The sequence below is a fragment of the Delftia sp. 60 genome, from assembly GCF_002754395.1.
Taxonomy (GTDB): domain Bacteria; phylum Pseudomonadota; class Gammaproteobacteria; order Burkholderiales; family Burkholderiaceae_C; genus Comamonas; species Comamonas acidovorans.
On record NZ_PEFD01000001.1, the window covers coordinates 3,711,014 to 3,736,064 of the forward strand.

A 25,051-nucleotide genomic window follows, 5' to 3' on the forward strand; every position below is an offset into this window, starting at 1 on the left:
CATATGGCCGGTCCAGGCGTCTCGTGTCCGCGATCGCCTGAAAACTGTGACCCGGCGCAGCATCCAGGCAACGGGCGGCTCCCCATATTCGGGATTTTGGATGGTCGCTATAGCACAGATTTCTGTGGATAACTTTGTTATCAAGCGGGTTGCGCAAACGCCGCTGCGGCGGCGAATGGACACTGTGACAAATGTGAATTCTTTGTTGCAGCAAAAAAATCTTTATGAATCAATTGCTTGCGAGGTGTTTTTGAGAGTGCTTCTGCAAATTGCCGCCAAAATGCCTGCTCGGGTCTGCATCCGCCTGCCTGTGGAGAATGTTGCACTGCATGCAGACCGGGAGGCCGCATGAGTGGTGCATTCGGCGCAATGAACCCAGCAGCGGCGCCGCTGGTCTGGGAAGTCGGCGCGCTGTGCCGCGCCGTGAGCGACGCCTTGCAGGCACGCTTCAATCCGGTGGCGGTTCGCGGCGAGATCAGCGGCTTTTCCCGCGCGGCCAGCGGCCATTGCTACTTCAGCATCAAGGACGCGGGCGGGCAGATCCGCTGCGCCATGTTCCGGCGTGCGGCCCAGCTCATGGATTTTTCGCCGCGCGACGGCGAGCTGGTCGAGTTGCGGGGCCGGCTGGGCGTCTACGAGCAGCGTGGCGACCTGCAACTGGTCGTCGAGAGCATGCAGCGTGCGGGCCAGGGCGCCCTGTTCGAGCAGTTCCTGCGGCTGAAGGCGCAGCTGGAGGCCGAAGGCCTTTTCGACGCTGCCCGAAAGCGCAGCCTGCCGCCGCTGCCGCGCGGCATTGGCGTGGTGACTTCGCCCGGGGCTGCTGCGCTGCACGACGTGATCACGGCGCTGCGCCGCCGCGTGCCCCATATCCCCGTGGTGCTGGCGCCTGCCCTGGTGCAGGGCGCGCAGGCGCCGGCCTCCCTGATCGATGCGCTGCAAAGGCTTTATGGCCTGGCGCGGGAAGGCGCGGGCTCGGTTGATGGCTCGGTGGCCGGCGCGCCGCCCATCGACACCATCTTGCTGGTGCGCGGGGGCGGCTCCATTGAAGACCTTTGGGCCTTCAATGACGAGCGCCTGGCCCGCACCATCGTGCAAAGCCCGGTGCCCCTGATCTGCGGCGTGGGGCACGAGACCGATTTCACCATTGCCGACTTCTGCGCCGACCTGCGCGCGCCCACGCCCACGGCGGCGGCCGAACTGGTGAGCCAGCCGCGCGAGGTCTGGATGGGTGCGCTGCAGCTCATGCAGGGCCGCCTGGAGGACGGTGTGCAGCGGCTGCTGGACCGCCAGCAGCAGCGCCTGGACCTGGCAGCGCAGCGCCTGGGCCGGCCCAGCGAGCAACTGGCCCGCAGCCGGCTGCAGCTCAGCCGCCAGGCCCAGCGACTGCGCCATGCCATGCAGTTGCGGCTGCAGCGCATGGACCATGCGGGGCAGGGCCTGCAGGCGCAGTTGCCTGCCGGCATGCGTCGCGGCCTGGACCGGCGTGCGGACCATCTGGCGCGCATGGAGCTTCGCCTGCAGCTGCTGGACCCGCGCCTGGTGCTGCAGCGCGGCTATGCCCTGCTGACCGATGCCGAGGGTCATCCCGTGACCGAGGCGCGCAGCGCGCCACCGGGCACGGCCTTGCAGGCACAGCTGGCCGACGGCAGCCTGGACCTGGTGGTGACGCAGCCGCGCCTGCTCTGAACTGCGGCCCGCTGTGTGCAGCGTTCGGCGTGCGGGGAATGGGGGGTGGCAGGCAGTATCCGTGTAGGCCGATTGGCCGGATCAAGGTCAATTCACATCCACCCTCGCAGCAGCGGGCCAAGATGGGCCAAGATGGGCCATTTGGCGCGCGCTTTCGCCGCAGGGTCACGAAGTTGTTCCTACAATGCCCGTTCGGGTGCGTGAGGGCCAGGGCTCGCAGCAATGCGCGCAGTGCAGGCCCCGCGCGACGGTCACGGCAGGCGCTGCAGGCGCTCTGCGCAACAGGTGCTGGCCCGTCCTAAAAGATTTCAACCACGAAGGAAACACCATGGAACATACCTTGCCCCCTCTGCCCTATGCGATTGACGCGCTGGCACCCCACTACAGCCAGGAAACGCTGGAGTACCACCATGGCAAGCACCACAACGCCTATGTGGTGAACCTGAACAACCTGCAAAAGGGCACCGAATTCGAAAACATGACCCTGGAAGAGATCGTCAAGAAGTCTTCCGGCGGCATCTACAACAACGCAGCCCAGATCTGGAACCACACCTTCTTCTGGAACTGCATGGCCCCCAACGGTGGCGGCGAGCCTACCGGCGCACTGGCTGACGCCATCAACAAGAAGTGGGGCAGCTACGCCGCCTTCAAGGAAGCCTTCGTGAAGTCGGCCGTGGGCAACTTCGGCTCTGGCTGGACCTGGCTGGTCAAGAAGGCCGATGGTTCGGTGGACATCGTCAACACCGGCGCCGCCGGCACGCCCCTGACTACGGAAGACAAGGCCCTGCTGACCGTGGACGTCTGGGAACACGCCTACTACATCGACTACCGCAACCTGCGTCCCAAGTTCGTCGAGACCTTCCTCGGCCAACTGGTGAACTGGAAGTTTGCCGAGCAGAACTTCGCCTGATCGAAGCGCAGGTACGACGTGTGCACGCCATGTGCACGCAACGCAAAAAGCCCCGGACGGGGCTTTTTGCTTTTTGAGAGGAAGGCGACGGCTCAGCGGCGCTGACCGCGCAGCCGCCAGCCCGTCCACAGTGCCGTGCAGAACAGCAGCAGCGTGGCGCTAGCGATCACGGCGCTGAAGCCCTGGCCGAAGGCCGTGCGTGCCAGTTCGGTCAACTGGTGCGCGGCCTGGGGCATCAGCTGATCGGCAGCGAGCAGGGCTTCGTCCAGGCTGTCGCGCACGGAGTCGGGCAGGGCCAGGTCCAGGCCCTCCGGCAGGTGCAGTGAGCCTGCATAGACGGCCGACAGCAGGCTGCCCATCAGCGTCACGCCCAGTGCGCCGCCCAGCTCGTATGACACCTCCTCGACCGAGGCCGCCATGCCTGCACGGTCCGCGGGAGCGCTTTGCATGATGGTGCTCGACGCCGTGGTCATGGCCGCGCCTATGCCCAGGCCCAGCAGGGCCAGCGCCGCCGCCTGCGGCCACCAGCCCATGTCGTGGACCAGCAGATAGCCGCCCATGCCCAGGGCCGACAGCAGCAGCGCTGCCGGCAGCATGCGCGCGCCGCCCAGGCGTGGCAGCCAGTGGCCTGCCACGGTGCCGGCCACAAAGGCGGCCAGCGGCAGCGGCAGCACGGCCAGGCCGGCCTGCAGTGGCGACAGTCCCTGCACCAGTTGCAGGCGCTGGCTGAACACGAGCTCCATGCCGATCAGCGCGGCCGCTGCCACCAGGGCCGAGGCCACGGCCGTGGCAAACGCCGGGTTGCGAAACAGCGCAAAGTCCAGCAGCGGGTCGCTGCTGCGGCGCTGGCGCCGCACGAACAGCGCGAGAAAGCCCAGGCCCAGCACCAGGGTCGCGGCGGCCAGGGCCCAGTCGGGCGATTGTTTGCCGGCTTCCTTGATGGCGTAGGTGCTGCCCACCAAGCCTGCCATGACCTGCAATGAGCCGATGAAGTCCCAGGGCCGCTGCGAGGTGGCCGTGCCTGCGGGAATCAGCCAGCCGGCCAGGGGCAGGGCGAGCAGCACGATGGGCACATTGATCAGGAACACCGAGCCCCACCAGAAGTATTCGAGCAGCAGCCCGCCCACCACCGGCCCGAATGCCGCACCGCCCGAGGCCACCGAGGCCCAGATGCCGATGGCCAGAGCTCGCTCGCGCTCATCGGCAAAGCTCAGGCGGATCAGGGACAGCGTGGCCGGCATCATCATGGCCGCGCCCACTCCCAGCAGCGCGCGCGCCGCAATCAGCAGGGCGGGCGAGGGCGCAAAGGCCGCGCACAGCGATGCCACGCCGAACACGCACAGCCCGGCCATGAACAGCCGCTTGTGACCGAGCCTGTCGCCCAGCGTGCCCATGCCCAGCAGCAGGCCGGAGACCACCAGCGCGTAGATGTTGACGATCCATAGCTTGGCCGAGGCCGTGGCCGCCAGGTCATGCGTGAGGCGCGGAAGCGCCGTGTAGAGCACTGTCATGTCGATGACGATGAGCAGCAGCGCCACCGAGACGATGGCCAGCACCAGCCAGCGGCGCGGATCGGCCGCCTGGGATTTTGGAAGATGCCCCGAAACGGGGTTCTGGGTTTGCGTTGTGAACGCCATAAAGCACCTGTTTGCCCCGGGCCTTGTGGGCCAGGGCTTCCTTCTTGATGAAAACCACAGTTTCCATCAATGAAATGATTTATCAAAGTTTGATTCCATCCATAAAATTGATGGATGGAATGGACGCTCGACAGGCTGAAGCATTTTGTGGCGGTGGCCGAAGCCGGCACCATGACCGAGGCTGCCCGTCGCCTGGGTCGTGCGCAGTCGGCCGTGAGCACGGCCATCGGCCTGCTGGAAGCCGACCTGGGGCTGGAGCTGTTCGACCGCGTGGGGCGCCGCGTGCAGCTGACGGCGGCAGGGGAGGTGATGCTGCTGGAGGCCCGGTCCCTGCTGCACCAGGCCCAGGCCATGGACCACCGCGCCCGCGCATTGGCCGCAGGCGGGCAGGCACGCCTGGCCGTTGCGCTGGACGAGGCATTGCCCTATGTGCCGCTGGCCCAGCTGTTCAAGGAGCTGGCGGCGCGCTTTCCGGCCATGGAGCTGACCGTGCTGAACGGCACGGCCTCCGAAGTGGCCGAGCATGTGGCGGCGCAGCGTGCCCAGGTCGCCTTCCAGTTCGACCGAGCGCCTGCGCCGGCCACCTGCGCCCAGCGCCATATCGGCAGCGTGCCGCAGACCATTTGCGTGGCCAAGGGCCATGTGCTCGATGGCACGGCGGCCCTCACGCGCAGGCAGCTGGCCGCGCACCGCCAGTTGCTGATGCACATCGAGGGCGTGGAGGACACCGTGCTCAGTCCCGCCGTCTGGCGCTCCAACAGCTTCTATGTGATTGCCGACATGGTGGCCGACGGCCTGGGCTGGGCCATCCTGCCGGTCAATATTGCCGAGTTCGGCGATCTGCGCCCGCATCTGCGGCAACGCGCCTGCGAGGGGCTCGCGCTGCCGCCGCTGACCGTGCGCATGCTCTGGCTGGAAGGGCTGGCGCCCGGGGCCGAAGCGCTGTGGATGCGCCAGCGCCTGGCCGAGCTGCTGGCCTTGATGGCCACGGCCTGAGCAGTCTGGGCTGGCGCGGGCGTTGGGGCCGTGTTCAGGTGCAGGCAGCGGCTGCGTCTTCGGCAGGCGGGCTCTCTTTCGCTCGTGCCTGGCGTGCGGCCAGCACGCCCAGGGACCACATGGCGACACCGGCCAGCAGCGCCACCACGAAGGAAATGCGTGCGCCCCACAGGTCGGTGGCCCAGCCTGCGGCGGCCGCGCCCAGGGCCACGCCCATGGCAATTCCGGTCAGCAGCCAGGTCATGCCTTCGGTCAGGCGCTGGTGCGGCACCTGCTGCTCCACCAGGCCCATGGCCACGGTGATGGTCGGCCCGAAGGTAATGCCGGCCAGCAACACGGCCAGGGTCAGCGTGAACACATTGGTGGCCAGCAGCAGGGGCACGGCGGTGATGCAGACCGAGGCGCCCACCCAGGCAATCTGGCGGTGCAGCGGCGCCTTCAGGCGCAGCGTGCCGAAGACCAGTCCCATCACGCAGGACCCCAGCGCGTAGAACGACAGCACGATGCTGGCCGCCGCTGGCTGGCCCTGCTGCGTGGCAAAGGCCACGCTGGCCACGTCGATGGTGCCCACGATGATGCCCTGGGCCAGCATGAACAGCGCCAGCGTGCGCACCACGGGATGGCGGGCCAGCGACTGCTGGCGCGTGCGCTGCTGCGATGTGTCCACGGGCGGCTCTGTGCGGCGCTGGGCCACGAACAGCGCCACGCCCACCAGCAGCAGCAAGGAGGCGGCCAGCGGCCCCGCCTCGGGGAACAGCACCATGCTCAGGCCTACCGACAGCGGCGGGCCGACGATGAAGCAGACATCGTCCAGCACGGCCTCCAGCGCATAGGCCGTCTGCAGCTGGGGCGTGCCGCGCAGCAGCACGGTCCAGCGTGCGCGCACCATGGCCGGCATGCTGGGCAGGGCGCCCACCAGCGCTGCCAGCACCAGCAGCAGCCAATCCGGCCCCTGCCAATGCGCGCAGGCCAGCAGCGCGAACATGGCGGCGGCACTCACGGCCGCTGCCCAGGGCAGGACCTTGCGCTGGCCATGGCGGTCCACCAGGGCCGAGATGCGGGGCGCCAGCACCGCAATGGACAGCGCAAAGCAGGCCGCGACCGCGCCGGCCAGCGTGTAGGCGCCGCGCTGCTGGGACAGCATGGTGATCAGGCCGATGCCCGTCATCGACAGGGGCAGGCGGGCCAGGAGACCGGCCAGCACAAAGGCGGCCGTGCCGGGCCGGGTGAACAGCTGGCGGTAGGCGTGGAACATGGAAACCTCGGAAAACGGACAGGCCGCTGCAATCACATACGCGGCGTATGTCAGCGATTCTACGGGTTGCCCGTGACGCGCCGTATCATTGGCATACGTTTTGTATGTGAATGGAGTGCGCCATGCGCAAAAGCCGGGCCAGCATGATCGAGGAGACACGCGCCAAGCTCATCGAGGCTGCGCGCGAGGCCTTTGGCAGCCAGGGCTATTCCCAGGCCTCCATGGACGAATTGACGGCCAATGCCGGCCTGACGCGCGGCGCGCTGTACCACCATTTCGGTGGCAAGCCGGGCTTGCTGGCCGCCGTGGTGGCGCAGATGGATGCCGAGATGGACGCACGCCTGGAGCAGGTGCTGGCCGACCATACCGACCCCTGGGAGGGGTTCCTGGCCTACTGCCGCGCCTACCTGGCCATGGCGCAGGAGGGCGAGATACGCCGCATCGTGCTGCAGGATGCGCGCGCCGTGCTCACCGGCACGGACCAGGGCGAGCAGCACCGCGCCTGCATTGCCTTCGTGGCCGGCTACCTGGAGCAGCTCATGGAGCGCGGCGTGATCGTGCGCGCCAATCCTCTGGCCATGTCGCGCTTGCTCAATGGCTGCCTGGTGGAATCCGCGTTCTGGATTGCCGAGGAAGGGGCGCCCCCCGAACGCTTGCCGCAGGCGCTGCAGGCGCTGGAGTTGACGCTCAAGGGGTGGAAGGCGTCGGCGAGGGGCTGAGCGGCTGAGCGGTGCTGCGCCAGCCCGCCCTCGCTCGTGCTTCACTCGTACTTCTTTTCCAGCGCGTCCCAGAACGGCTTGTTGACCAGGCGCTGGCGCTCGGCAAAGGGGGCGACCACCGCGGGGTTCTCGTCCACCCTGCGCTCGTTGCGCAGCTGGCCCAGCGCCTTTTGCATGCCGGCCACGGCGCCTTGCAGCGCGGCATTGGCATACAGCACCAGGCCATAGCCCAGGTCTGCCAGCTCGCCCGCGTCGGTAATGGGCGTCTTGCCTCCGATCACCATGTTCATCAGCTGCGGCGTGGACAGGCGCTGGGGCAGGGCGCGGATTTCTTCGGCCTGGGTCACGGCCTCGACAAAAAGGATGTCGGCTCCCGCCTCGGCAAAGCGCTGGGCGCGCTCCACGGCGGCCTCGAAGCCCTGCGTGGCGCAGGCATCGGTGCGCGCCATGATCAGCGTGCCCTGGTCGCGGCGTGCGTCCACGGCGGCCTTGATCTTGCCCAGCATTTCCTCGGTGGAAATCACTTCCTTGCCATTGAAATGGCCGCAGCGCTTGGGGCTGATCTGGTCCTCGATCTGGATGCAGTCGGCGCCTGCGCGCTCCAGCGTGCGCACCGCATGGTAGGTGTTGAGCGCGTTGCCAAAGCCGGTGTCGGCATCGACGATCAGCGGCAGATCCACGGCGTCGCGGATGCGGGCCGTGTGGTCGGCGATGTCGGTCAGGCCCATGAAGGCCTGGTCGGGCAGGCCGAACCACATATTGGTCACGCCGGCTCCGGTCACATAGATGGCCTCGAAGCCGAGATCGGCCACGACGCGCGCGGACAGCGCGTTGAATGCGCCGGGCACGAGCACGCCGCGGCGCGCTTCGGCCAGGGCCTTGAGTTGTTGCTTGGTGTTCATGGATGGTGGTGTCGAATGGGAAAAAGCGATGCGCGGGCTGGCGCTCAGTCCAGCGTGATGTTGGCGTTCTTGATCACCGGGCCCCACTTGGCGCGCTCGGCCTCGATGAACTTGCCGTAGGCCTGGGGCGTGCCGCCCATGACCATGCCGCCCGTGTTCTCGATCATGGCGCGCACCTCGGCGTCCTTGAGTGCCTCGTTCACGGCCTTGTTCAGGCGCTCGATCACGGCCGGCGGCGTGCTGGCCGGAGCGATCATGCCCAGCCAGTTGTACGACTCGAAGCCCTTGATGCCCGCCTCATCCAGCGTGGGCACGCTGGGCAGCACCTTCAGTCGCTGCTTGCTGGACACGGCCAGCGCCTTGACCTTGTCGCCCTGGATGGCGGGCAGGGCCGCATAGCCCATCTCGAACATGAAGGCCAGGTGCCCGCCCATCAGGTCGGTGGCTGCCAGCGCGCCGCCCTTGTAGGGCACATGGACCATGTCCGTGCGCGTCTGGAAGGCCAGCAGCTCGCCCGACAGGTGGTGGGCACCGCCCACGCCCGACGATCCATAGGTCAGCGTGCCCGGCTTGGCCTTGGCTGCAGCCACCAGCTCGGCCACGGTCTTGAACGGTTGGTTGGGCGCCGTGGTCAGGATCAGCGGCGCCTCTTCGATCAGGATGATGGGCTGCAGGTCGCGTGTGGCGTTGTAGGGCAGCTTTTTCATCAGCATGGGATTGGTCACCAGCGGACCTGGCGAGCCGAAGCCGAAGGTATGGCCGTCCGTGGCCTTGGCAATGGCATCCGTGCCCGTCACGCCGCCCGCGCCGCCGCGGTTGTCGATCACGATGGGCTGGCCCAGGCTCTGGCCTATCTTGTCGGCGATCTTGCGGGCCCGCGTATCGGCAAAGCCGCCGGCCGCATAGGGCACGATGAGCTTGATGGGGCGCGAGGGCCAGGCATCTGCGCCCTGGGCCACGGCGGTGGCGGGGGCGGCGAGCAGGGCCGCAGCGGCGGCGGTGGCGCTCAGGGCCAGCCCCAGGCTCAGGCGGAGGGTATTGCGGCGGGTATTCATGGTGTCTTGTCTCGGTTGGGATCCGTGGTTGTGGCGGGAGCGGCTCACTTTTCCTGCATCTTCGCGGCCTTGACGATCTCGCCCAGGCGCTTGCGCTCGGCATCGGTGAATTTCACGAACTCGGCGCGCGTGCCGCCGATGGGCTCGATGCCCAGACCCTTGAGCTTCTCCACGGTGGCCGGCTCCTTCATGGCCTGGTCCACGGCGGCGGCCAGCTTGTCCAGGATGGCGGCCGGCGTTCCCTTGGGCGCGTGGATGCCGGCCCAGTGCGCTATCTGCAGTTCGGCAAAGCCCTGCTCCACGGCGGTGGACAGTTGCGGATAGGCGGAGATGCGCTGCGTCCAGGTGGTGGCCAGGGCCTTGAACTTGCCCTCATTGAGGATGTGGGGCAGGGCGATGATGCTGGCCTCCGACGTGCCCTCCACCTGGCCGCCCAGCACGGCCGTCGTGCTTTCCGATCCGCTCTTGTAGGGCACGGGCTGCAGCTGTGCGCCGTATTTCACGTTCAGCATCTCGGCCACGAAATGCGGCGTGCTGCCCGTGCCGGCCGTGGCGAAATTGAAGCCCTGGCCCTTCTTCGATGCCTCGACGAAATCTCGCAGGTTCTGGTAGGGCGCGTTCTTGGGAACCACGATCACCGAAGGCGCCAGTCCGATCATGGCCACGGGCACCAGCGCATCGTCCTTGAACGGCATGGTCTTCTTGATCATGCTGTTGGAGATCACGCCGGCCGCGCTCACCAGCAGGGTGTAGCCGTCTGGCTGGGCCTTGGCCACGATGTCGGCGCCCACGGTGCCGCCCGCGCCTGCGCGGTTGTCGATGACCACCGGCTGGCCCAGGATTTTGGACGCACCTTCGGCGGCAGAGCGGGCCATCAGGTCGTTGGCGCCGCCTGCGGAGAACGGCACCACCAGGCGGATGGGGCGGGTGGGCCAGGCATCGGCGGCAGGCGCGGCAAACGACACGCCGGCCAGCGGCAGCACGGTGGCAAGCAGGGCGGCCAGGGCGGTGCGGCGGGGCAGGCGGGATGGCTGGTGCATGGGGAGTCTCCTGGAAATACTTGAAATGATTGAAACGCCGGCCTTGTTTGCAAGCTGCATGCCATGGCAATAAAGGGTAAACCCTTGTTATTGCAAGCCATTGATCTGAATGCATTTTTCAGTTCACAAGAGGATGAGGCGGAACCTGCTGCTGGATTCATGCGGCGCGATGTTGCATGAATGAAATAATCGGTTGCATGAATGAATCAGTCGTGGCCCCTGTCCCTGGAACCCCGTCCGCCCCCCGCGTGGCATGGCCCCGTGTCGTCACCATAGGCCGCCATCGCATCGGCCGCGTGCTGGAGCGCATGTCCCTGGCGGTGGGCGACCAGGTGCGTGTGGAGCATGTCAGCGCGGCCTTTGACGACGCTGTGCAGGCCGTGCGCGCGCTGCAGGCGGTCGAGCCCATAGACGCCCTGGTGGCCGCCGGCGCCAGTGGTGCCTGGGTGCGCGAGCATGTCGACATTCCCGTGGTCATGATCGAGGTGCGCGGCTTCGATCTGCTGCAGGCGCTGGCCAGCGCGCGGGAGTTGGCGCAGGCGGGCGGCACGCCGCGCATCGGGCTGGTGTCGTTTGACCATCCCTCGCCGCACCTGGCCCAGTTCGACGCGCTGTTCGGCGCCGGCATTGCCCAGTTCAGCTACCACGGGCCCGAGGATGCCCAGGCCTGCGTGCGTGCGCTGCAGGCCGCAGGCGTGGGTGCCGTGGTCGCGCCTGGGCTGGTTGCCGATCTGGCCGAGCAGGCCGGCATTCCCAGCGTGCTGCTGTACTCCGATGGCGCCGTGCTGCAGGCCCTGCGCGACGCGGTGCTGCTGGCCCGCCACCGCCATGCCGAGCGCGCCCGCCACCAGCGGCTGGAAACCGTGCTCGGCCAGTTGCAGGACGGCGTGGTCGCCGTGGACACGCAAGGCTGCATCCAGGCACTGAACCCCACCATGGCGGCCCTGCTGGGAGCGCCCGCCAAGGCGCTGCATGGCCGGCTGCTGGACGAGGTGGCGCCCGCGCTGGCACTGGCGCAGGCGCTGCAGTCGCAGTCCCTGGAGCCCGAAGGCAGTGAAGACGTGGTCCAACTGGCCATGCGCACCCTGGTGGTACGGCGCGCGCCCATCGTGGAAAACGGCCAGCTCACGGGCGCCTTGCTGGTCTGCCGCGACCCCGCCACCATCCAGCGCGCCGACCGCCACCTGCGCGCCAACCGCAGCCTGCGCGGCGCGGGCGTGCGCTGGCGCATCGAAGACTACGCGGGCGACAGCGAACCCGCCCAGCGCGTGCGCCGCCTGGCGCGCCAGTTCGCGACCAGCGATGCCACCGTGCTCATCCAGGGCGACAGTGGCACGGGCAAGGAGTTGTTGGCACAGGGCATGCACCGCGCCAGCCGGCGCGCCGCCCAGCCCTTTCTGGCCGTCAACTGCGCGGCCCTGGGGGAAAGCCTGCTGGAGAGCGAACTCTTCGGCTACGACGAAGGCGCTTTCACCGGCGCGCGGCGCGGCGGCAAGACCGGGCTGATCGAGGCAGCCCATACGGGCACCTTGTTCCTGGACGAGATCGGGGACATGCCGCTGGCCCTGCAATCCCGCCTGCTGCGCGTGCTGCAGGAGCGCGAAGTGCTGCGCGTGGGCTCCACTACGTCCGTGCCCGTGGACCTGCGCGTCATCGCCGCCACGCATGCCGATCTGGCGGCCCTGGTCGAGCGCGGTGAATTCCGGCGTGACCTGTTCTACCGCCTGGCCGTGCTGCGCCTGGCCATGCCCGGACTGCACGAACGGGGACAGGGCGATGTCCAGGCTCTGGCCCGCACCATGCTTGCGCGACGTTTGCGCACGCAGTCGCTGCAGGCCGAGGCCTCTTCACTGGAGCCCTTGCTGGAAGCCTTGCTGGATTTGGCCGCCGCTCACCGCTGGCCCGGCAATGCGCGAGAGCTGGACAACTGGGTGGAACGCCTGCTGGCCTGCCGCCACGACCTGCGTGACAGCGCGGGCCGCGTGGACATGGGCCGGTTGCGGGAGCTGTTTCCTGAATGCGACGGGGCTGGGCAGGGTACCGTTCAGGCCCTGCCCGCACAGCAGCGGCAACTGCAGTTGCGCGAGGCCCGGCGCGATGCCGAGCGCCAGCGCATGCGCGAAGTACTGGAGCAGGTGCAGGGCGACCAGCGCCGCGCCTGCGAGATCCTGGGTATCAGCCGGGCCACGCTGTGGCGCAGGCTGCGTGACAGCCGTTGATCGCGCGCTTGCGTCCTGCTATTCCCGCTGCAGGGCAGGGTCCACCTGCATGGCCTCGGGATCACAACGGGGCGTGCCCAGCATCGTGGGTTGATCATTTTGTCCAGTACCGATCGCTGCGGGCTGTCTATCATCGCCCCCCACAAGCATGAAGCATTGGGAGTGAAATAGAGTGAGTTCCTTGAATCCCCTGGAGAATTTCGACACCAGTCACTGGAAAACCGACGACAAGTCTTGGATGAAGGAGCGCGAGAAGCAGTGGCCGGAGATCGAGCAGATGCTCTATGCGCTGGAAATGACCAAGAAGGGCCGGGGGATCGTCAAGAGGTACTTCCTCAAAGGCTCCCTCCCCCATTGGAAAAAGCTCCACGACTGGGACCGTGATTCCACGGTGCGCCATTTGAATCTGCTGCTGTTCCTGTACCTGCACCCTTGCCAGGACGAGACGGTGCTGCGCTCATTGCGAGACCAGTTCATGGAGCACCCTCAGGCGCTGCCGGGAGATCGCCTCGGAGGTTTCACTTTGCTCTTCAGCATCGGGCAGGGCCATGCATCTTCCGGAGGCACGCGCCTGGTCAGCACGTCCGAGTTGGAAAAAGAGTTGCCCCTCGCTGTGTCTCAGCTTCCTGACGCCCCTGCGCCCTATGCACATTGCAAAATTGTGGACATACATACGAACGGGCACAACGAACGGCTGTTCAACCTGATGCTTCCAGACCTGTCTCAAGACACTGTGCAGCTGCCAGTGACCCGAGACACTTACGTCAGCAGAGCACCCAGATACTTTCCGTGGGACCACGAAGAGCTCCCGTTGAGAGCCTTCCGTTTTGCACTGTTTGACCTATGGACCATGGGCCAATGGCTGGCATTTCCTGCCACATCCAGCAAGGGCTACAACGACATGATCTTTCAGTACGAGAGGCCCCTGGATCTCTGGTACCAGGATGTTGCCAAGTCAGCGGCCCCCGAGGGGAAGTGGCTGGAGCCTGTGCTGATTGGTCTGTACCGGATCTTCCAGTTCGACCTTGACAACGAGCCCGACGAAAGTCCGCGCACGCGCTTTGTGCGGCGGATGCGGGCATTGTTGACAGAGAGACAATTCTCGGAGTCCTTCCAAGCCTTGGTCAAACTGGCCAAAAACGATGGCATTGCCGTGCGAAACCCCTGGAGCGACGAGCCAAAACTGAGATCTCGCAGCTTGCCCCGCTGACATTCCACAAGCAACCAAGATCGCGCGGCACAACCTAAGCGGCCAGCAGCGCCCAGCGCTCATGGTCTCGCCAGCGGGTTCCAACCTTCATGAACGCCGGCGAGAAGCCCTCCAGCTTGAAGCCGCATGACTTGGCCAGTGCAATGGCTGCCTTGTTCTCAGGCTGGATGTTGGCTTCCAGCCGATGCAGCTTCAGTGTCCTGAAAGCCTGCTTCACGACATGCGCGAGGCCTTCCTTCATCAGGCCCTTTCCCTCAAAGCCCGAGAACGCATAGAAATCGATCAGGCCACAGCGGAACGGGTCCATCACGATGTTCGTGATCTGCACGATTCCGGCAAAACCGTCGCTGTGCCACTCCCAGATCACAAAGGCGGCCCCAGCCGGCTCCTGCACGCGTGCTAGGTAGCTCTGAAATTCCTGCGGCGTGCTGGGGGGCGACACCCATGGCGCGTGCAGTTTGCGGCTTTGGCTGGCACCTTTGATGAACTCCGTTTCCAGATCCGCTGTCAGCTCCGAAACATAGATGTTCGTGTCCATGACCGTCCCTCAGATGTGAAGCCGAAAGTGTATCGACGCAGGTGCGTGCGCCGCCGGGCAACGCCTCGCGGCCACCCCACAGGTTTGTCAAGCGCTTGCCGCTGTGGTGCTAGCCACGCTGGATCGGCATCCCACCAGCCCCACCCAGCCGCTCGGCCAGGAAATCCATCAGCACGCGCAGCTTGAGTGGCAGGTGGCGCGTGGGCGGGTGAAGAATCCACAGCTGGCCGCTGTAGTTCGGCAGAAAGCTCCAGTCCGGCAGCACCTGCACGATGCGCCCGTCCGCCAGGGCCTCGCGTGCCGTGAAGCGGGGCAGGCTGGCGATGCCGATGTGCTGCAGCACGGCGTCCAGCCGCACACCGGTGTGGTTGGCGGCATAGCGCCCGCGCACGGCCACGGTGACGGTCTTGCCATGGCTGCGCAGCTTCCAGTGCGCGTCGCCGGGCTCCTCGCCCAGGTAGATGCAGCTGTGGGCCTTGAGCTCCAGTGGATGCACGGGCGTGCCGTGCCGGGCCAGGTACTGGGGCGAGGCGCACAGCAGATGGTCGATGTCCATCAGGTGGCGACCCATGAGGCCCGGTGGCGGGTGGTTGGTGATGCGTATGGCCAGGTCCACCGGGTCGTCGATCAGGTCCATGTAGCGGTCTTCCAGCCGCATCTGCACATCGACCTCGGGATACAGGGCCAGGAAGTCGGGCATGTGGGGATGGACCACGGTACGGCCCACGGCCTTGGGCACGCTGATGCGCACCAGGCCGCGCGGCTGCGCGTCCTGCAGCAGGGACGCGGCCATGACGGCCTGGGCGGCGCCCACCATGTCCAGGCAGCGCGCATGCACCTCGCGGCCCGCCTCGCTCAGGCGCAGCTTGCGCGTGGTGCGTTCCAGCAGGCGCAGGCCCAGAGCCCTTTCCAGCCGCGCCACGCCCCGGCTGGTGGCCGATGGCGTGCTGCCCAGCTGACGCGCGGCCTCGGAGAAGCTGCCCGTGTCCACCACCTTGACGAAGATGGCCATTTCCCCGAACAGGGGCAGGGCTTGATTTGTGCTCATGGCGCAAAGAATATTTGAAAAGCCAAGGGATTATCGCGGCTGAACGCCAGTCCTACACTGCCACCCCATGCCTTTGCACACCTTCACTCCCCTTATCCCGTCCCATGCCCTGAGCCACGCCGGTGGTCCTGAAATCTGGCTCAAGCTGGATGCGCTGCAACCCTGCGGATCATTCAAGCTGCGCGGCATAGGCCATGCCTGCGAGACCCTGGCACGCCAGGGCAAGAAGCGCTTTGTGGCTTCGTCGGGCGGCAATGCCGGCATTGCCGTGGCCTATGCCGGGCGGCAGCTGTCCATGCCCGTCACCGTGGTCGTACCGCAAACCACGACCGAGCATGCGCGGGCACTGATCCGTGCCCAGGGCGCCGAGCTGATCGTGCATGGCGCTGTCTGGGACGAGGCCAATGCCCTGGCTCAGTCCCTGTTGGGCGCCGAAGATGCCTTTGTCCATCCGTTTGACGACCCGCTGCTGTGGGCGGGGCATTCCACCCTGGTCGATGAGCTGGCCGCTGCCGACTTCAAGCCCGACGCCGTGGTGCTGGCCGTGGGCGGCGGCGGCCTGCTGGCCGGCGTGGTGCAGGGCCTGGAGCGCCATGGCTGGACCGATGTGCCCGTGATTGCTGCGGAGACGGCCGGCGCGGACTCCCTGGCGCAGTCGCTGGCCCAGGGCCGCCGCGTGCTGCTGGACCGCATCACCAGCGTGGCCACCTCGCTGGGCGCGCGCCAGGTCTGCCAGCGGGCCTTCGATCTGGCGCAGGTGCACCCCGTGCGCAGCGCCGTGGTGACGGATGCGCAGGCGCTGGACGCCTGCCTGTGCTTCATTGATGACCATCGCCTGCATGTGGAGCCCGCCTGCGGTGCCGCGCTGGCCCTGGCCTACGCAGGCGCACCTGCGCTGCAGGGCTTCAAGCGCGTGCTGGTGGTGGCCTGCGGCGGCACGACGAACACGCTGGAGCAACTGCAGACGTGGCACGCAGCGGCGCTGACCGGCCAGGCGTGAGCACGGCCCAGGCCTGAAGCCGGGCCCTGCGCATTCACGCGGCGTTCAACACTTCGCCAGGCACCCTGATCCAGCCTTCCATCAGGATGCGCGCGCTGCGGCTCATCAAGGCCTTGGTCACCTGCCACTGGCCATTCACCAACCGGGCCTCGGCGCCCACGCGCAGCGTGCCGGAGGGATGGCCGAAGCGAACGGCGCCGCGTTCGCCGCCGCCCGCCGCAAGATTCACCAGCGTGCCCGGCACCGCTGCCGCCGTGCCGATGGCCACCGCCGCCGTGCCCATCATGGCGTGGTGCAGCTTGCCCATGGACAGGGCGCGCACCAGCAGGTCCACATCGCCTGCCTCGATGCGTTTGCCGCTGGAGGCCGTGTAGGGCGCCGGCGATGCCACAAAGGCGATTTTTGGCGTGTGCTGGCGCCTGGCGGCTTCGGACAGTTCCTGGATCAGGCCCATCTGCAGGGCGCCGTGGGCGCGTATGGCCTCGAAGCGCGCCAGCGCCTCGGCATCGCCGTTGATGGCGTCCTGCAGCTCGCAGCCCGTGTAGCCCAGGTCCTTTGCGTTCAGGAAGATGGTCGGAATGCCCGCATTGATCAGCGTGGCTGCAAAGCTGCCCACGCCAGGCACATCCAGGCGATCCACGAGATGGCCCGTGGGGAACATGGCGCCCCCATCCTCTCCCTCATCGGCAGGGTCCAGGAACTCCAGCGCCACCTCGGCCGCAGGAAAGGTCACGCCATCGAGCTCGAAGTCGCCCGTCTCCTGCACCTGTCCGTTCGTGATGGGCACATGGGCCACGATGGTCTTGCCGATATTGGCCTGCCAGATGCGGAGGGTGACCGTGCCGTTGCGTGGAATGCGCGCAGGGGCTATCAATCCCATGTGGATGGCGCAGGGCCCCACGGCGGCCGAGAGATTGCCGCAGTTGCCGCTCCAGTCCACGAAGGGCCGGTCGATGGAGACCTGGCCGAACAGGTAGTCCACGTCATGGCCTTCGCGCGTGCTGGCCGAGAGGATCACGCCCTTGCTGGTGCTCGACGATGCATTGCCCATGCCGTCGATCTGCTTGCCGTAAGGGTCGGGGCTGCCCAGGGCGCGCAGCAGGATGGCGTCGCGCACGGCGCCCGGCTGTTGCGCAGCCTCCGGAAGGTCTTGCAGGCGAAAGAACACGCCCTTGCTGGTGCCGCCGCGCAGGTAGGTGGCGGGAATGCGGATCTGGGGTGTGGTGTTCATCAAGCGTCCTGTGTCTGTGCAAGAAAGTCCTGGGCAAAGCGCTGCAGCACGCCGCCCGCCTCGTAGACCGATACCTCCTCGGCCGTGTCCAGTCGGCAGGTCACCGGCACGCGCAGCGTCTGGCCGTTGCGGCGCTCGACCACCAGAGTGAGTTGGGTGCCCGGCGTGCGCTCGCCTTCCACGCCATAGACCTCCGTGCCGTCCAACCCCAGGGTCCTGCGGTCGGTGCCCGGCAGGAACTGCAGCGGCAGCACGCCCATGCCGATGAGGTTGGTGCGGTGGATGCGCTCGAAGCCCTCGGCCACCACCGCCTCCACGCCCGCCAGGCGCACGCCCTTGGCGGCCCAGTCGCGGCTGGAGCCCTGGCCGTAGTCGGCGCCCGCGATGATGATCAGCGGCTGGCGGCGGTTCAGGTAGGTTTCCATGGCCTCCCACATGCGCACCACGCGGCCTTCGGGCTCGATGCGCGCCAGCGAGCCCTTGTGCTGCACGCCGTCGATGACGGCCATTTCGTTGACCAGCTGCGGGTTGGCGAAGGTGGCGCGCATGGCCGTCAGGTGGTCGCCGCGATGGGTGGCGTAGGAGTTGAAGTCCTCCTCGGGCAGGCCCATGCGCGCCAGGTATTCGCCCGCCGCGCTGTCGGCCAGGATGGCGTTGGAGGGCGACAGGTGGTCGGTGGTGATGTTGTCGGGCAGCAGCGCCAGTGGCCGCATGTTGCGCAGCGTGCGCGGGAAGGCCGCCAGCGCGCCCACGCCTTCGGTGTCCCAGTACGGCGGGCGGCGGATGTAGGTGGACTGGGGGCGCCAGTCGTACTGGGGCGAGGCCTTGTTTCCGTCGTCCTTGCGGATGGCGAACATGGGTTCGTAGACGGCGCGGAATTGCGCAGGTTTGACCGCTTGGTCAACGATGGCGTCGATCTCCTCGTCGGAGGGCCACAGGTCCTTGAGGCGGATCTCGCGGCCGTCCACCACACCCAGCACGTCCTGCTCGATGTCGAAGCGCACCGTGCCCGCCAGCGCATAGGCCACGACCAGCGGCGGCGAGGCCAGGAAGGCTTGTTTGGCCTGGGGATGGATGCGCCCGTCGAAGTTGCGGTTGCCCGAGAGCACGGCCGTGGCGTAGAGGTCGCGCTCGATGATTTCCTGCTGGATGGCGGGGTCCAGCGCGCCGCTCATGCCGTTGCAGGTGGTGCAGGCAAAGGCGACGATGCCAAAGCCCAGCTGCTCCAGCTCGCTGAGCAGCCCGGCCTCCTTCAGATACAGTTCCACGGCCTTGGAGCCCGGCGCCAGCGAGGTCTTGACCCAGGGCTTGCGCACCAATCCAAGACGGTTGGCGTTGCGCGCCAGCAAGGCGGCGGCGATGACGTTGCGCGGGTTGCTGGTGTTGGTGCAGCTGGTGATGGCGGCAATGATGACGGCCCCATCGGGCATCAGGCCTTGCGTCTCCTGGGCGCGGGCGGCCTGCAGTTTTGCGGCATCGGCAATGCCGCGCTCGGCCAGGGCCGAGGTGGGCAGGCGCCGGTGCGGATTCGAGGGGCCGGCCATGTTGCGCACCACGGTTGACAGGTCGAACTGCAGCAGGCGCTCGTACTGGGCATCGGCCAGGCTGTCGCTCCAGAAACCTGCGGTGCGCGCATAGGCTTCGACCAGGCGCACCTGGGCCTCGTCGCGGCCGGTCAGGCGCAGGTAGGCCAGGGTCTGGTCATCAATGGAGAACATGGCCGCCGTGGCGCCGTATTCGGGGCACATGTTGGAGATGGTGGCGCGGTCGCCAATGCTCAGGCTGTTGGCGCCCTCGCCAAAGAATTCCACATAGGCCCCGACAACTTTTTGCTGGCGCAGGAATTCGGTCAGGGCCAGCACGATGTCGGTGGCGGTGATGCCCGCCTGGCGCCGGCCCGTGAGGCGCACGCCCACGATCTCGGGCAGGCGCATCCAGCAGGCGCGGCCCAGCATCACGTTCTCGGCCTCCAGCCCGCCCACGCCCACGGCGATCACGCCCAGGGCGTCCACATGGGGCGTGTGCGAGTCGGTGCCGACACAGGTGTCCGGGAAGGCCAGGCCATCCTGCACGGTCACCACGGGGGACATCTTCTCCAGATTGATCTGGTGCATGATCCCGTTCCCTGCGGGGATCACATCCACGTTGGCGAAGGCCTTCTTCGTCCACTCGATGAAGTGAAAGCGGTCCTCGTTGCGGCGGTCCTCGATGGCGCGGTTCTTCACGAAGGCATCGGGATCGAAGCCGCCGCACTCCACGGCCAGCGAGTGGTCCACGATGAGCTGCACGGGCACGACGGGGTTGACCTGGGCGGGGTCGCCGCCTTCGGCCGCGATGGCGTCGCGCAGACCGGCCAGGTCCACCAGGGCGGTCTGGCCCAGGATGTCGTGGCAGACCACGCGCACGGGGTACCAGGGAAAGTCGATGTCGCGCCGGCGTTCGATGAGCTGCAGCAGGTAGCCGTCCAGCTGCGCGGGATCGGCGCGGCGCACGAGGTTCTCGGCGTGGACGCGGGCGGTGTAGGGCAGGCGTGCCCAGGCGCCGGGCGAGAGGGCATCGACGGCGGCGCGGGCGTCGATGTAGTGCAGCGTGGTGCCGGGCAGGGGTTTCTTGTAGCGGGAGGTCATGGGGGCGGATGGATTCTCGGGCCTGCGTGGGCCGATTGCTGTGCGCCGATTACTGTGCGCGGATTTCGTTGTCTTTCACCACCTTGGCGTAGCGGGGAATCTCGGACTGGATCAGGGCGCCGAACTGGGCCGGTGTGCCGCCTGCCGGGGACACGCCCGTGGGCTCCAGCTGGGCCAGCAGTGCCGGCGCCTTGAGGCCGGTGTCCAACGCCGCATTGATGCGCGACAGCACGGCGGGCGGCAGGCCCTTGGGCGCGAGCAGGCCGTGCCAGGCCACCACGTCATAGTCCGGCAGGCCGCTTTCGGCCACCGACGGAATCTCGGGATAGGCAGGCAGGCGCTGGGCCGTGGTCACGGCCAGGGCGTGCAGCTTGCCGCTCTTGACGTGCTGCATCAGCGCCTCGGTGCCGGCCACCAGCATGTCCACGTTGCCTGACAGCAGATCGGTCACGGCCGGGCCCGTGCCGCGATAGGGCACATGCGTGGCCTTGACCTTGGCCATGCCGAACAGGTACTCGGTGACGATGTGAAGATGGCTGCCATTGCCGGCCGAGGCAAAGGTCAGCTTGCCCGGGTTCTCACGCGCATAGGTCAGCAATTCCTGCAGGTTTCTGGCGGGCACGCGGGGGCTCACGCAGACCACGTAGGCGCCTTTGGACAGCTGGATCACGGGCGTCATGTCGGCCACGGGGTCGAAGCGCAGCTTGTACAGCGAAGGGTTGACCGTATAGCTGCCCGCCACCAGCAGCAGCGTGTAGCCATCGGCCGCCGAGCGCAGCGCGTACTCGGTGCCCAGCGTGCCACCGGCGCCCGGCCGGTTCTCCACCACCACGGGCTGGCCCAGCCTGTCGTTGAGCACGTTGGAGGCCACGCGCGCAATGAAGTCCGAACCGCCGCCGGGTGCGAAGGGGCAGACGATCTTCAGCGACTTGCTGGGAAAGGCCTCCTGGGCCAGGCCCTGGTGCGGCAGCGCAAGGCCGGCCAGCGGGGCGGGCAGGGCGGCGCAAAAGCGGCGGCGGTTGATGCTCATGGGTTGGTGTCTCCTGCAGAGTTATGGTTGGCAGTGCACCAGGCTTGTTGCAAGCGGCATGCCATCCGACTCAAGGGGAAACCCGTGCAAGCATCACAACCTGCTGTCAGAGGCTGAAGGGCTGCAGCGCCACCTGCTGCCGCGCCATCCGTTTCATTGATGTTTCAAAACTGCCGCCTCTGATTTCATGGATGAAGGCTTGTGCAATGCCTCGCCCTCCACCCCTGGTGCCCGGCAAGGCCTGGCAGGCCCGGCGGGCTCGGGCACAGGGAGCCGGGTGCAAGCACCTTGCTGCCTGCAGTCTAGGGTTTGCCCGTGGAGGTCTTCAGCAAGAGCGCATTCCGACGATAGAGCAAAGGCGTTTGTAGGATTTGTCTTACATATGATTTGCCTGCCGGGTGCCGAAATCCATTTATCCTCGCTCTCTGCTCCACATGGCCTGCCCGGCCTTTTCGGGTGGCTGGCCATGGGGCTGGCAACGAGTGGTTCCGTGCTCCTGGACCGATTCCCCGTGACTGCCTATTCAGCCTTAGCCGCTCCATGTCAGCTTTTGCCCAGCGCACGCTTGTAGCCATCCGGACCGCCTGGCCAGCCGCCACCGTCATGGCGGTGGGCATGTGCCTGAGCGCCGCGCTCGCCCTGCAGCAGCAGCGGGCGCTGGAGCGCATCGACCTGCAGCGCCATACGCAACAGGCCCAGTCTGCCCGCCAGGCGCTGGAGATGCGCCTGGATGCCTATGCCGTCATGGTCCAGCATGTGGCCAACCAGCTGGCCGCCTCTCCCGAGATGGGGCAGCAGGCCTTCGCGCGCATTGCGCAGGCGCTGCGCATACAGATACAGCCCGGCATGCAGGCGCTGACCTTTACGCGGGCCGCAACGGAGCGCGCTCAGGCCAGCCAGGATCCGTCGGCCTCGTTCAGGCCCGATCCCCACTATTTCTTCATCGACTATCTCTGGCCGGTGGAAGGCAATGAATCCATCGCCGGCCTGGACATGCACGACCGCCCCAGCCTCATGGCCAGCATGCTGCGCAGCCGGGACAGCGCGGCCGCCGTGGTCTCGGCGCCGTTTGCCATGAAGCAGCCCGGCGAGCATGCCACCGCCGTGCTGGTGCGCGCGCCCGTCTTTGCGCTGGCGGACCACCAGTCTCCGGATGGCACGGCCGCGCATCCGCTGTTCCTGGGAACGGCCGACGTCAGCATTCGTGTGCACGACCTGGTGCAGGACCTGCATGAGCGCGGCTTCCTGGGCCGGCTTGCGCTGGCCATGCATGACGCAGGCCCGGTCTCGCCCCTGCCGCCAGCCGGCGTATCGCCGCTGCCGCTGTATCTGGGTGCTGCCTGGCCCGAGCGCGGGCAGGAAGCGGTAGGCCTGGGCGATACCGGCCAGGTGGTGCTGGAGCAGACGCTGCAGGCCCAGGACCGGCTGTGGCGGCTGAACTTCATTCCCGTGAGCACGGCCCTGTCCTGGACCGAGCGCGCCCAGCCCCTGGTGCTGTTTGCTCTGGGCATGCTGGTGTCAGTCCTGCTGGCCTCGCTGGCGGCAGCCTGGTGGCGGCGCCATCCGTCCAGCTGGGCGCAGCTGCGTGCCTCTTCCCGCAGCATGCGCGAGAGCGATGCCCGCTTTCAGGCACTGTTCGAGCAGGCCGCCGTGGGCGTGGTGCAGATCGACGCGGCCAACGGCAATGTCCTGCATGTGAACCGCAGGTATTGCGACATCACCGGCCACGAGGCACAGCAGCTGTGCCAGCGCCCCCTGCTGGCCCTGGTGGCCGCCGAAACGGTGGAGGGCGACAGGCTGCTGCTGCAGGAGCTGGCTGCGGGCCAGCGCCGCGCCCTGCAGATCGAGCGGCAGTTGCGGCGCAGCGACGGCAGCCTGGTCTGGGTGGAACTGCACATCTCCGCGCTGGGCCACGGCCCATCGCTGCGGCTGATGGCCCTGGTGCAGGACATCAGCGCGCGCCGCCACTTGCAGCAAATGCAGCGCGACGGATCGCGCCACCTGCGCATGGTCATCCAGCGCCTGCCCCTGGGCCTGGCCATGCTGCAGGAGGATGGCCGCTTCGCCTACTGGAACGAGGAATTCATGCGCCTGGCAGGCCATGGCGCCACGGCCGGCATGGATGGCGACGGCTGGTGGCGCAACATGTGCCCGGATGAAGCCCGCCGCCAGCGCATGCAGCGCCGCTTCGAAGCCGCGCAGGCGCGGGCGCGCGTTGCCCAAAGCCCCCATGGCAGCGAGTCCGACAGCTGCGGCACCCTCAACTCCGAGGAGTACCAGCTCATAGGCAGCGACGGCTGCGCGCGCTCCGTATCCATCGGCGGCATGCTGCTGGACGAAGGCTGCCTGCTGATCCTGCAGGACCAGAGCCAGCGCAAGACCGCCGAAGAAGAAATTCGCCGCCTGGCCTTCTACGATGCGCTCACCGGCCTGCCCAACCGCCGCCTGCTGGTGGACCGGCTGCAGCAGGCGCTGGCTTCCAGCCGCCGTCGCGGACGCTGTGGCGCCGTCATGCTGCTGGACGTGGACAACTTCAAGGCCTTCAACGACAGCCTGGGGCTGGAACTGGGCGACGTGCTGCTGCGCATGATTGCCGAGCGACTGGCACAGTCCCTGGGCCGCGAGGCCACGCTGGCCCGCCACAGCGGTGATGACTTCGTCGTGCTGCTGGAGGACCTGGGCAAGGACTCCATGCACGCCGCCTCCAAGCTCGAAGGCGAGGTCCAGCGCATGCGTTCGCTGCTGCTGCAACCGCTGCAACTGAGTGGCCAGTCCTGCCACATCACGCTGAGCATAGGCGCCAGCCTGTTCGGCGAGCAGGAACTCAGTGCCGACGAGGTCCTGCGCCGTGCCGAGATGGCCATGTACCAGGCCAAGGGCATGGGGCGCAACACGCTGCAGTTCTTCGATCCGCAACTGCAGGCCGTGCTCAGATCGCGCACGGCCATGGAGCAGGAAATGCGCGAGGGCCTGGTGCGCTCGCAATTCGTCCTGTACTACCAACCGCAGGTGGCGAACGGGCGCATCGTCGGCGCCGAGGGCCTGCTGCGCTGGAACCACCCGCGCGAAGGGCTGGTGCCGCCGTCGCTCTTCGTCTCGCTGGCCGAGGAAACGGGCCTGATCCAGCAACTGGGCGAATGGGTGCTGGGCGAGGCCTGCCGGCAACTGGCGCAATGGGCGGCGGAGCCGGACATGGCCTGCCTGATGCTGGCCGTCAACGTCAGCCCGCGCCAGTTCCACCAGGCGCGCTTCGTGGAGCAGGTGCTGCAGGCGCTCAAGGAGCACGGTGCCAACCCGCGCCTGCTCAAGCTGGAGCTGACCGAAAGCCTGCTGCTGGCCGACGTGGACGACACGGCAGCCAAGATGGCCACGCTCAAGGCACACGGCGTGGGGTTCTCGCTGGACGACTTCGGCACCGGCTACTCCTCGCTGGCCTATCTCAAGCGCCTGCCGCTGGACCAGCTCAAGATCGACCGCAGCTTCGTGCGCGACGTGCTCAGCGACCCCAACGACGCGGCCATTGCGCGCACCATCGTCGCCCTGGGCACCAGCCTGGGCCTGCAGGTCATCGCCGAGGGTGTGGAGACCGAGGCGCAGCGCCAGTTCCTCGAAGACCAGCACTGCCATGCCTGGCAGGGCTACCTGCTCAGCCCGCCCGTGCCCGTGCGCAGCTTCGAGGCACTGGTGCGCCAGGCCATCGTGTCGCGCCCTCCGGCCCTGAGCCCGGCGAACCTGCCGCAGCAGGCGCAGGACCGGCCCCAGGTGGTGGAGTGCACGGATGGCAGCGCGGTGCCGGACGCCCCCTCAAACCATTCTTGACATTCGACACGGCCCCGCGCGGGCCGCTTTCCATTCTTGAGCAGGGGTGGCGCGCGGTATCATTCCGAGCTTCCCTGTTGTTCCCCCACGTCCTCATTCGTCCGTTCGCCGCGGACCGCCATCTGCCTG

Annotated in this window: 19 protein-coding genes; 9 read left to right on the forward strand and 10 right to left on the reverse strand. The window is 67.4% G+C overall.

Annotation, left to right across the window (positions count from 1 at the left end; all coding sequences use genetic code 11):
- Window positions 1-100 precede the first annotated feature (100 nt).
- From CLV01_RS28825 to CLV01_RS16910, 3 genes are all read left to right on the forward strand, one after another.
- Entirely contained in the window at window positions 101-352 is a 252-nt protein-coding gene (locus CLV01_RS28825; RefSeq protein ID WP_143290038.1) for a hypothetical protein, read from the forward strand.
- Window positions 349-1,686, forward strand: coding sequence for an exodeoxyribonuclease VII large subunit (gene xseA, locus CLV01_RS16905; RefSeq protein ID WP_099733728.1), 1,338 nt, complete (start codon window positions 349-351; stop codon window positions 1,684-1,686). The genes CLV01_RS28825 and xseA overlap by 4 nt, the downstream gene beginning before the upstream one ends.
- Window positions 1,687-2,014: 328 nt before the next feature.
- A complete protein-coding gene (locus CLV01_RS16910; RefSeq protein WP_012205408.1) occupies window positions 2,015-2,596 on the forward strand; it encodes a Fe-Mn family superoxide dismutase in 582 nt (193 codons plus the stop codon).
- Between the two features lie 92 nt (window positions 2,597-2,688).
- Here the strand turns inward: CLV01_RS16910 and CLV01_RS16915 are convergent, their stop codons facing one another.
- Window positions 2,689-4,233 (reverse strand): MFS transporter, encoded by a 1,545-nt coding sequence (locus tag CLV01_RS16915; protein WP_099733727.1) that lies wholly within the window; start codon window positions 4,231-4,233, stop codon window positions 2,689-2,691.
- 114 nt (window positions 4,234-4,347) lie between these two features.
- Between CLV01_RS16915 and CLV01_RS16920 the strand changes: the two genes are divergently transcribed.
- A complete protein-coding gene (locus CLV01_RS16920) occupies window positions 4,348-5,229 on the forward strand; it encodes a LysR family transcriptional regulator (RefSeq protein WP_034393130.1) in 882 nt (293 codons plus the stop codon).
- A gap of 34 nt (window positions 5,230-5,263) precedes the next feature.
- On the opposite strand, the gene CLV01_RS16925 is transcribed toward CLV01_RS16920, so the two are convergent.
- Window positions 5,264-6,484 (reverse strand): MFS transporter, encoded by a 1,221-nt coding sequence (locus CLV01_RS16925; protein ID WP_063326259.1) that lies wholly within the window; start codon window positions 6,482-6,484, stop codon window positions 5,264-5,266.
- Window positions 6,485-6,606: 122 nt separating this feature from the next.
- Between CLV01_RS16925 and CLV01_RS16930 the strand changes: the two genes are divergently transcribed.
- Window positions 6,607-7,203 carry a TetR/AcrR family transcriptional regulator gene (locus CLV01_RS16930; RefSeq protein WP_099735121.1) on the forward strand — a complete coding sequence of 199 codons (597 nt, stop codon included), beginning with the start codon at window positions 6,607-6,609 and terminating at the stop codon, window positions 7,201-7,203.
- A 41-nt stretch (window positions 7,204-7,244) separates the two neighbouring features.
- Here CLV01_RS16930 and CLV01_RS16935 read toward each other — a convergent pair whose 3' ends face one another.
- The 3 genes from CLV01_RS16935 to CLV01_RS16945 are packed head-to-tail and all read right to left on the reverse strand — an operon-like array spanning window position 7,245 to window position 10,200.
- The gene (locus tag CLV01_RS16935) at window positions 7,245-8,105 is read right to left on the reverse strand and encodes an isocitrate lyase/PEP mutase family protein (protein ID WP_016445909.1); all 861 of its coding nucleotides are present in this window, start codon (window positions 8,103-8,105) and stop codon (window positions 7,245-7,247) included.
- A 44-nt stretch (window positions 8,106-8,149) separates the two neighbouring features.
- Window positions 8,150-9,160 carry a Bug family tripartite tricarboxylate transporter substrate binding protein gene (locus CLV01_RS16940; protein WP_099733726.1) on the reverse strand — a complete coding sequence of 337 codons (1,011 nt, stop codon included), beginning with the start codon at window positions 9,158-9,160 and terminating at the stop codon, window positions 8,150-8,152.
- Window positions 9,161-9,204: 44 nt separating this feature from the next.
- The gene (locus CLV01_RS16945; RefSeq protein ID WP_088164875.1) at window positions 9,205-10,200 is read right to left on the reverse strand and encodes a Bug family tripartite tricarboxylate transporter substrate binding protein; all 996 of its coding nucleotides are present in this window, start codon (window positions 10,198-10,200) and stop codon (window positions 9,205-9,207) included.
- A gap of 176 nt (window positions 10,201-10,376) precedes the next feature.
- On the opposite strand from CLV01_RS16945, the gene prpR reads away from it, so the two are divergent.
- Both prpR and CLV01_RS16955 read left to right on the forward strand, forming a co-directional pair.
- Window positions 10,377-12,419 (forward strand): propionate catabolism operon regulatory protein PrpR, encoded by a 2,043-nt coding sequence (prpR, locus tag CLV01_RS16950; protein ID WP_373681057.1) that lies wholly within the window; start codon window positions 10,377-10,379, stop codon window positions 12,417-12,419.
- A gap of 181 nt (window positions 12,420-12,600) precedes the next feature.
- Window positions 12,601-13,629, forward strand: a complete 1,029-nt coding sequence (locus CLV01_RS16955) for a hypothetical protein (RefSeq protein WP_099733724.1) — start codon at window positions 12,601-12,603, stop codon at window positions 13,627-13,629.
- Between the two features lie 34 nt (window positions 13,630-13,663).
- On the opposite strand, the gene CLV01_RS16960 is transcribed toward CLV01_RS16955, so the two are convergent.
- Together CLV01_RS16960 and CLV01_RS16965 are read right to left on the reverse strand one after the other, a co-directional pair.
- On the reverse strand, window positions 13,664-14,167 hold the full coding sequence (locus CLV01_RS16960; protein WP_065347807.1) for a GNAT family N-acetyltransferase: 504 nt from the start codon (window positions 14,165-14,167) through the stop codon (window positions 13,664-13,666).
- Between the two features lie 109 nt (window positions 14,168-14,276).
- Entirely contained in the window at window positions 14,277-15,215 is a 939-nt protein-coding gene (locus CLV01_RS16965; protein ID WP_099733723.1) for a LysR family transcriptional regulator, read from the reverse strand.
- Window positions 15,216-15,282: 67 nt separating this feature from the next.
- On the opposite strand from CLV01_RS16965, the gene CLV01_RS16970 reads away from it, so the two are divergent.
- Window positions 15,283-16,215, forward strand: coding sequence for a pyridoxal-phosphate dependent enzyme (locus CLV01_RS16970; protein WP_099733722.1), 933 nt, complete (start codon window positions 15,283-15,285; stop codon window positions 16,213-16,215).
- Between the two features lie 34 nt (window positions 16,216-16,249).
- Here CLV01_RS16970 and prpF read toward each other — a convergent pair whose 3' ends face one another.
- The 3 genes from prpF to CLV01_RS16985 are packed head-to-tail and all read right to left on the reverse strand — an operon-like array spanning window position 16,250 to window position 21,103.
- Entirely contained in the window at window positions 16,250-17,446 is a 1,197-nt protein-coding gene (gene prpF / locus CLV01_RS16975) for a 2-methylaconitate cis-trans isomerase PrpF (protein ID WP_099733721.1), read from the reverse strand.
- On the reverse strand, window positions 17,446-20,073 hold the full coding sequence (gene acnD / locus CLV01_RS16980) for a Fe/S-dependent 2-methylisocitrate dehydratase AcnD (RefSeq protein ID WP_099733720.1): 2,628 nt from the start codon (window positions 20,071-20,073) through the stop codon (window positions 17,446-17,448). Before acnD ends, prpF begins: the two co-directional genes overlap by 1 nt.
- Before the next feature lie 49 nt (window positions 20,074-20,122).
- Window positions 20,123-21,103 (reverse strand): tripartite tricarboxylate transporter substrate binding protein, encoded by a 981-nt coding sequence (locus CLV01_RS16985; protein WP_013802568.1) that lies wholly within the window; start codon window positions 21,101-21,103, stop codon window positions 20,123-20,125.
- Window positions 21,104-21,643: 540 nt separating this feature from the next.
- On the opposite strand from CLV01_RS16985, the gene CLV01_RS16990 reads away from it, so the two are divergent.
- Window positions 21,644-24,922: a bifunctional diguanylate cyclase/phosphodiesterase gene (locus CLV01_RS16990; RefSeq protein WP_099733719.1), complete on the forward strand. Its 3,279-nt coding sequence runs from the start codon at window positions 21,644-21,646 to the stop codon at window positions 24,920-24,922.
- The last annotated feature ends 129 nt before the right edge of the window (window positions 24,923-25,051 follow it).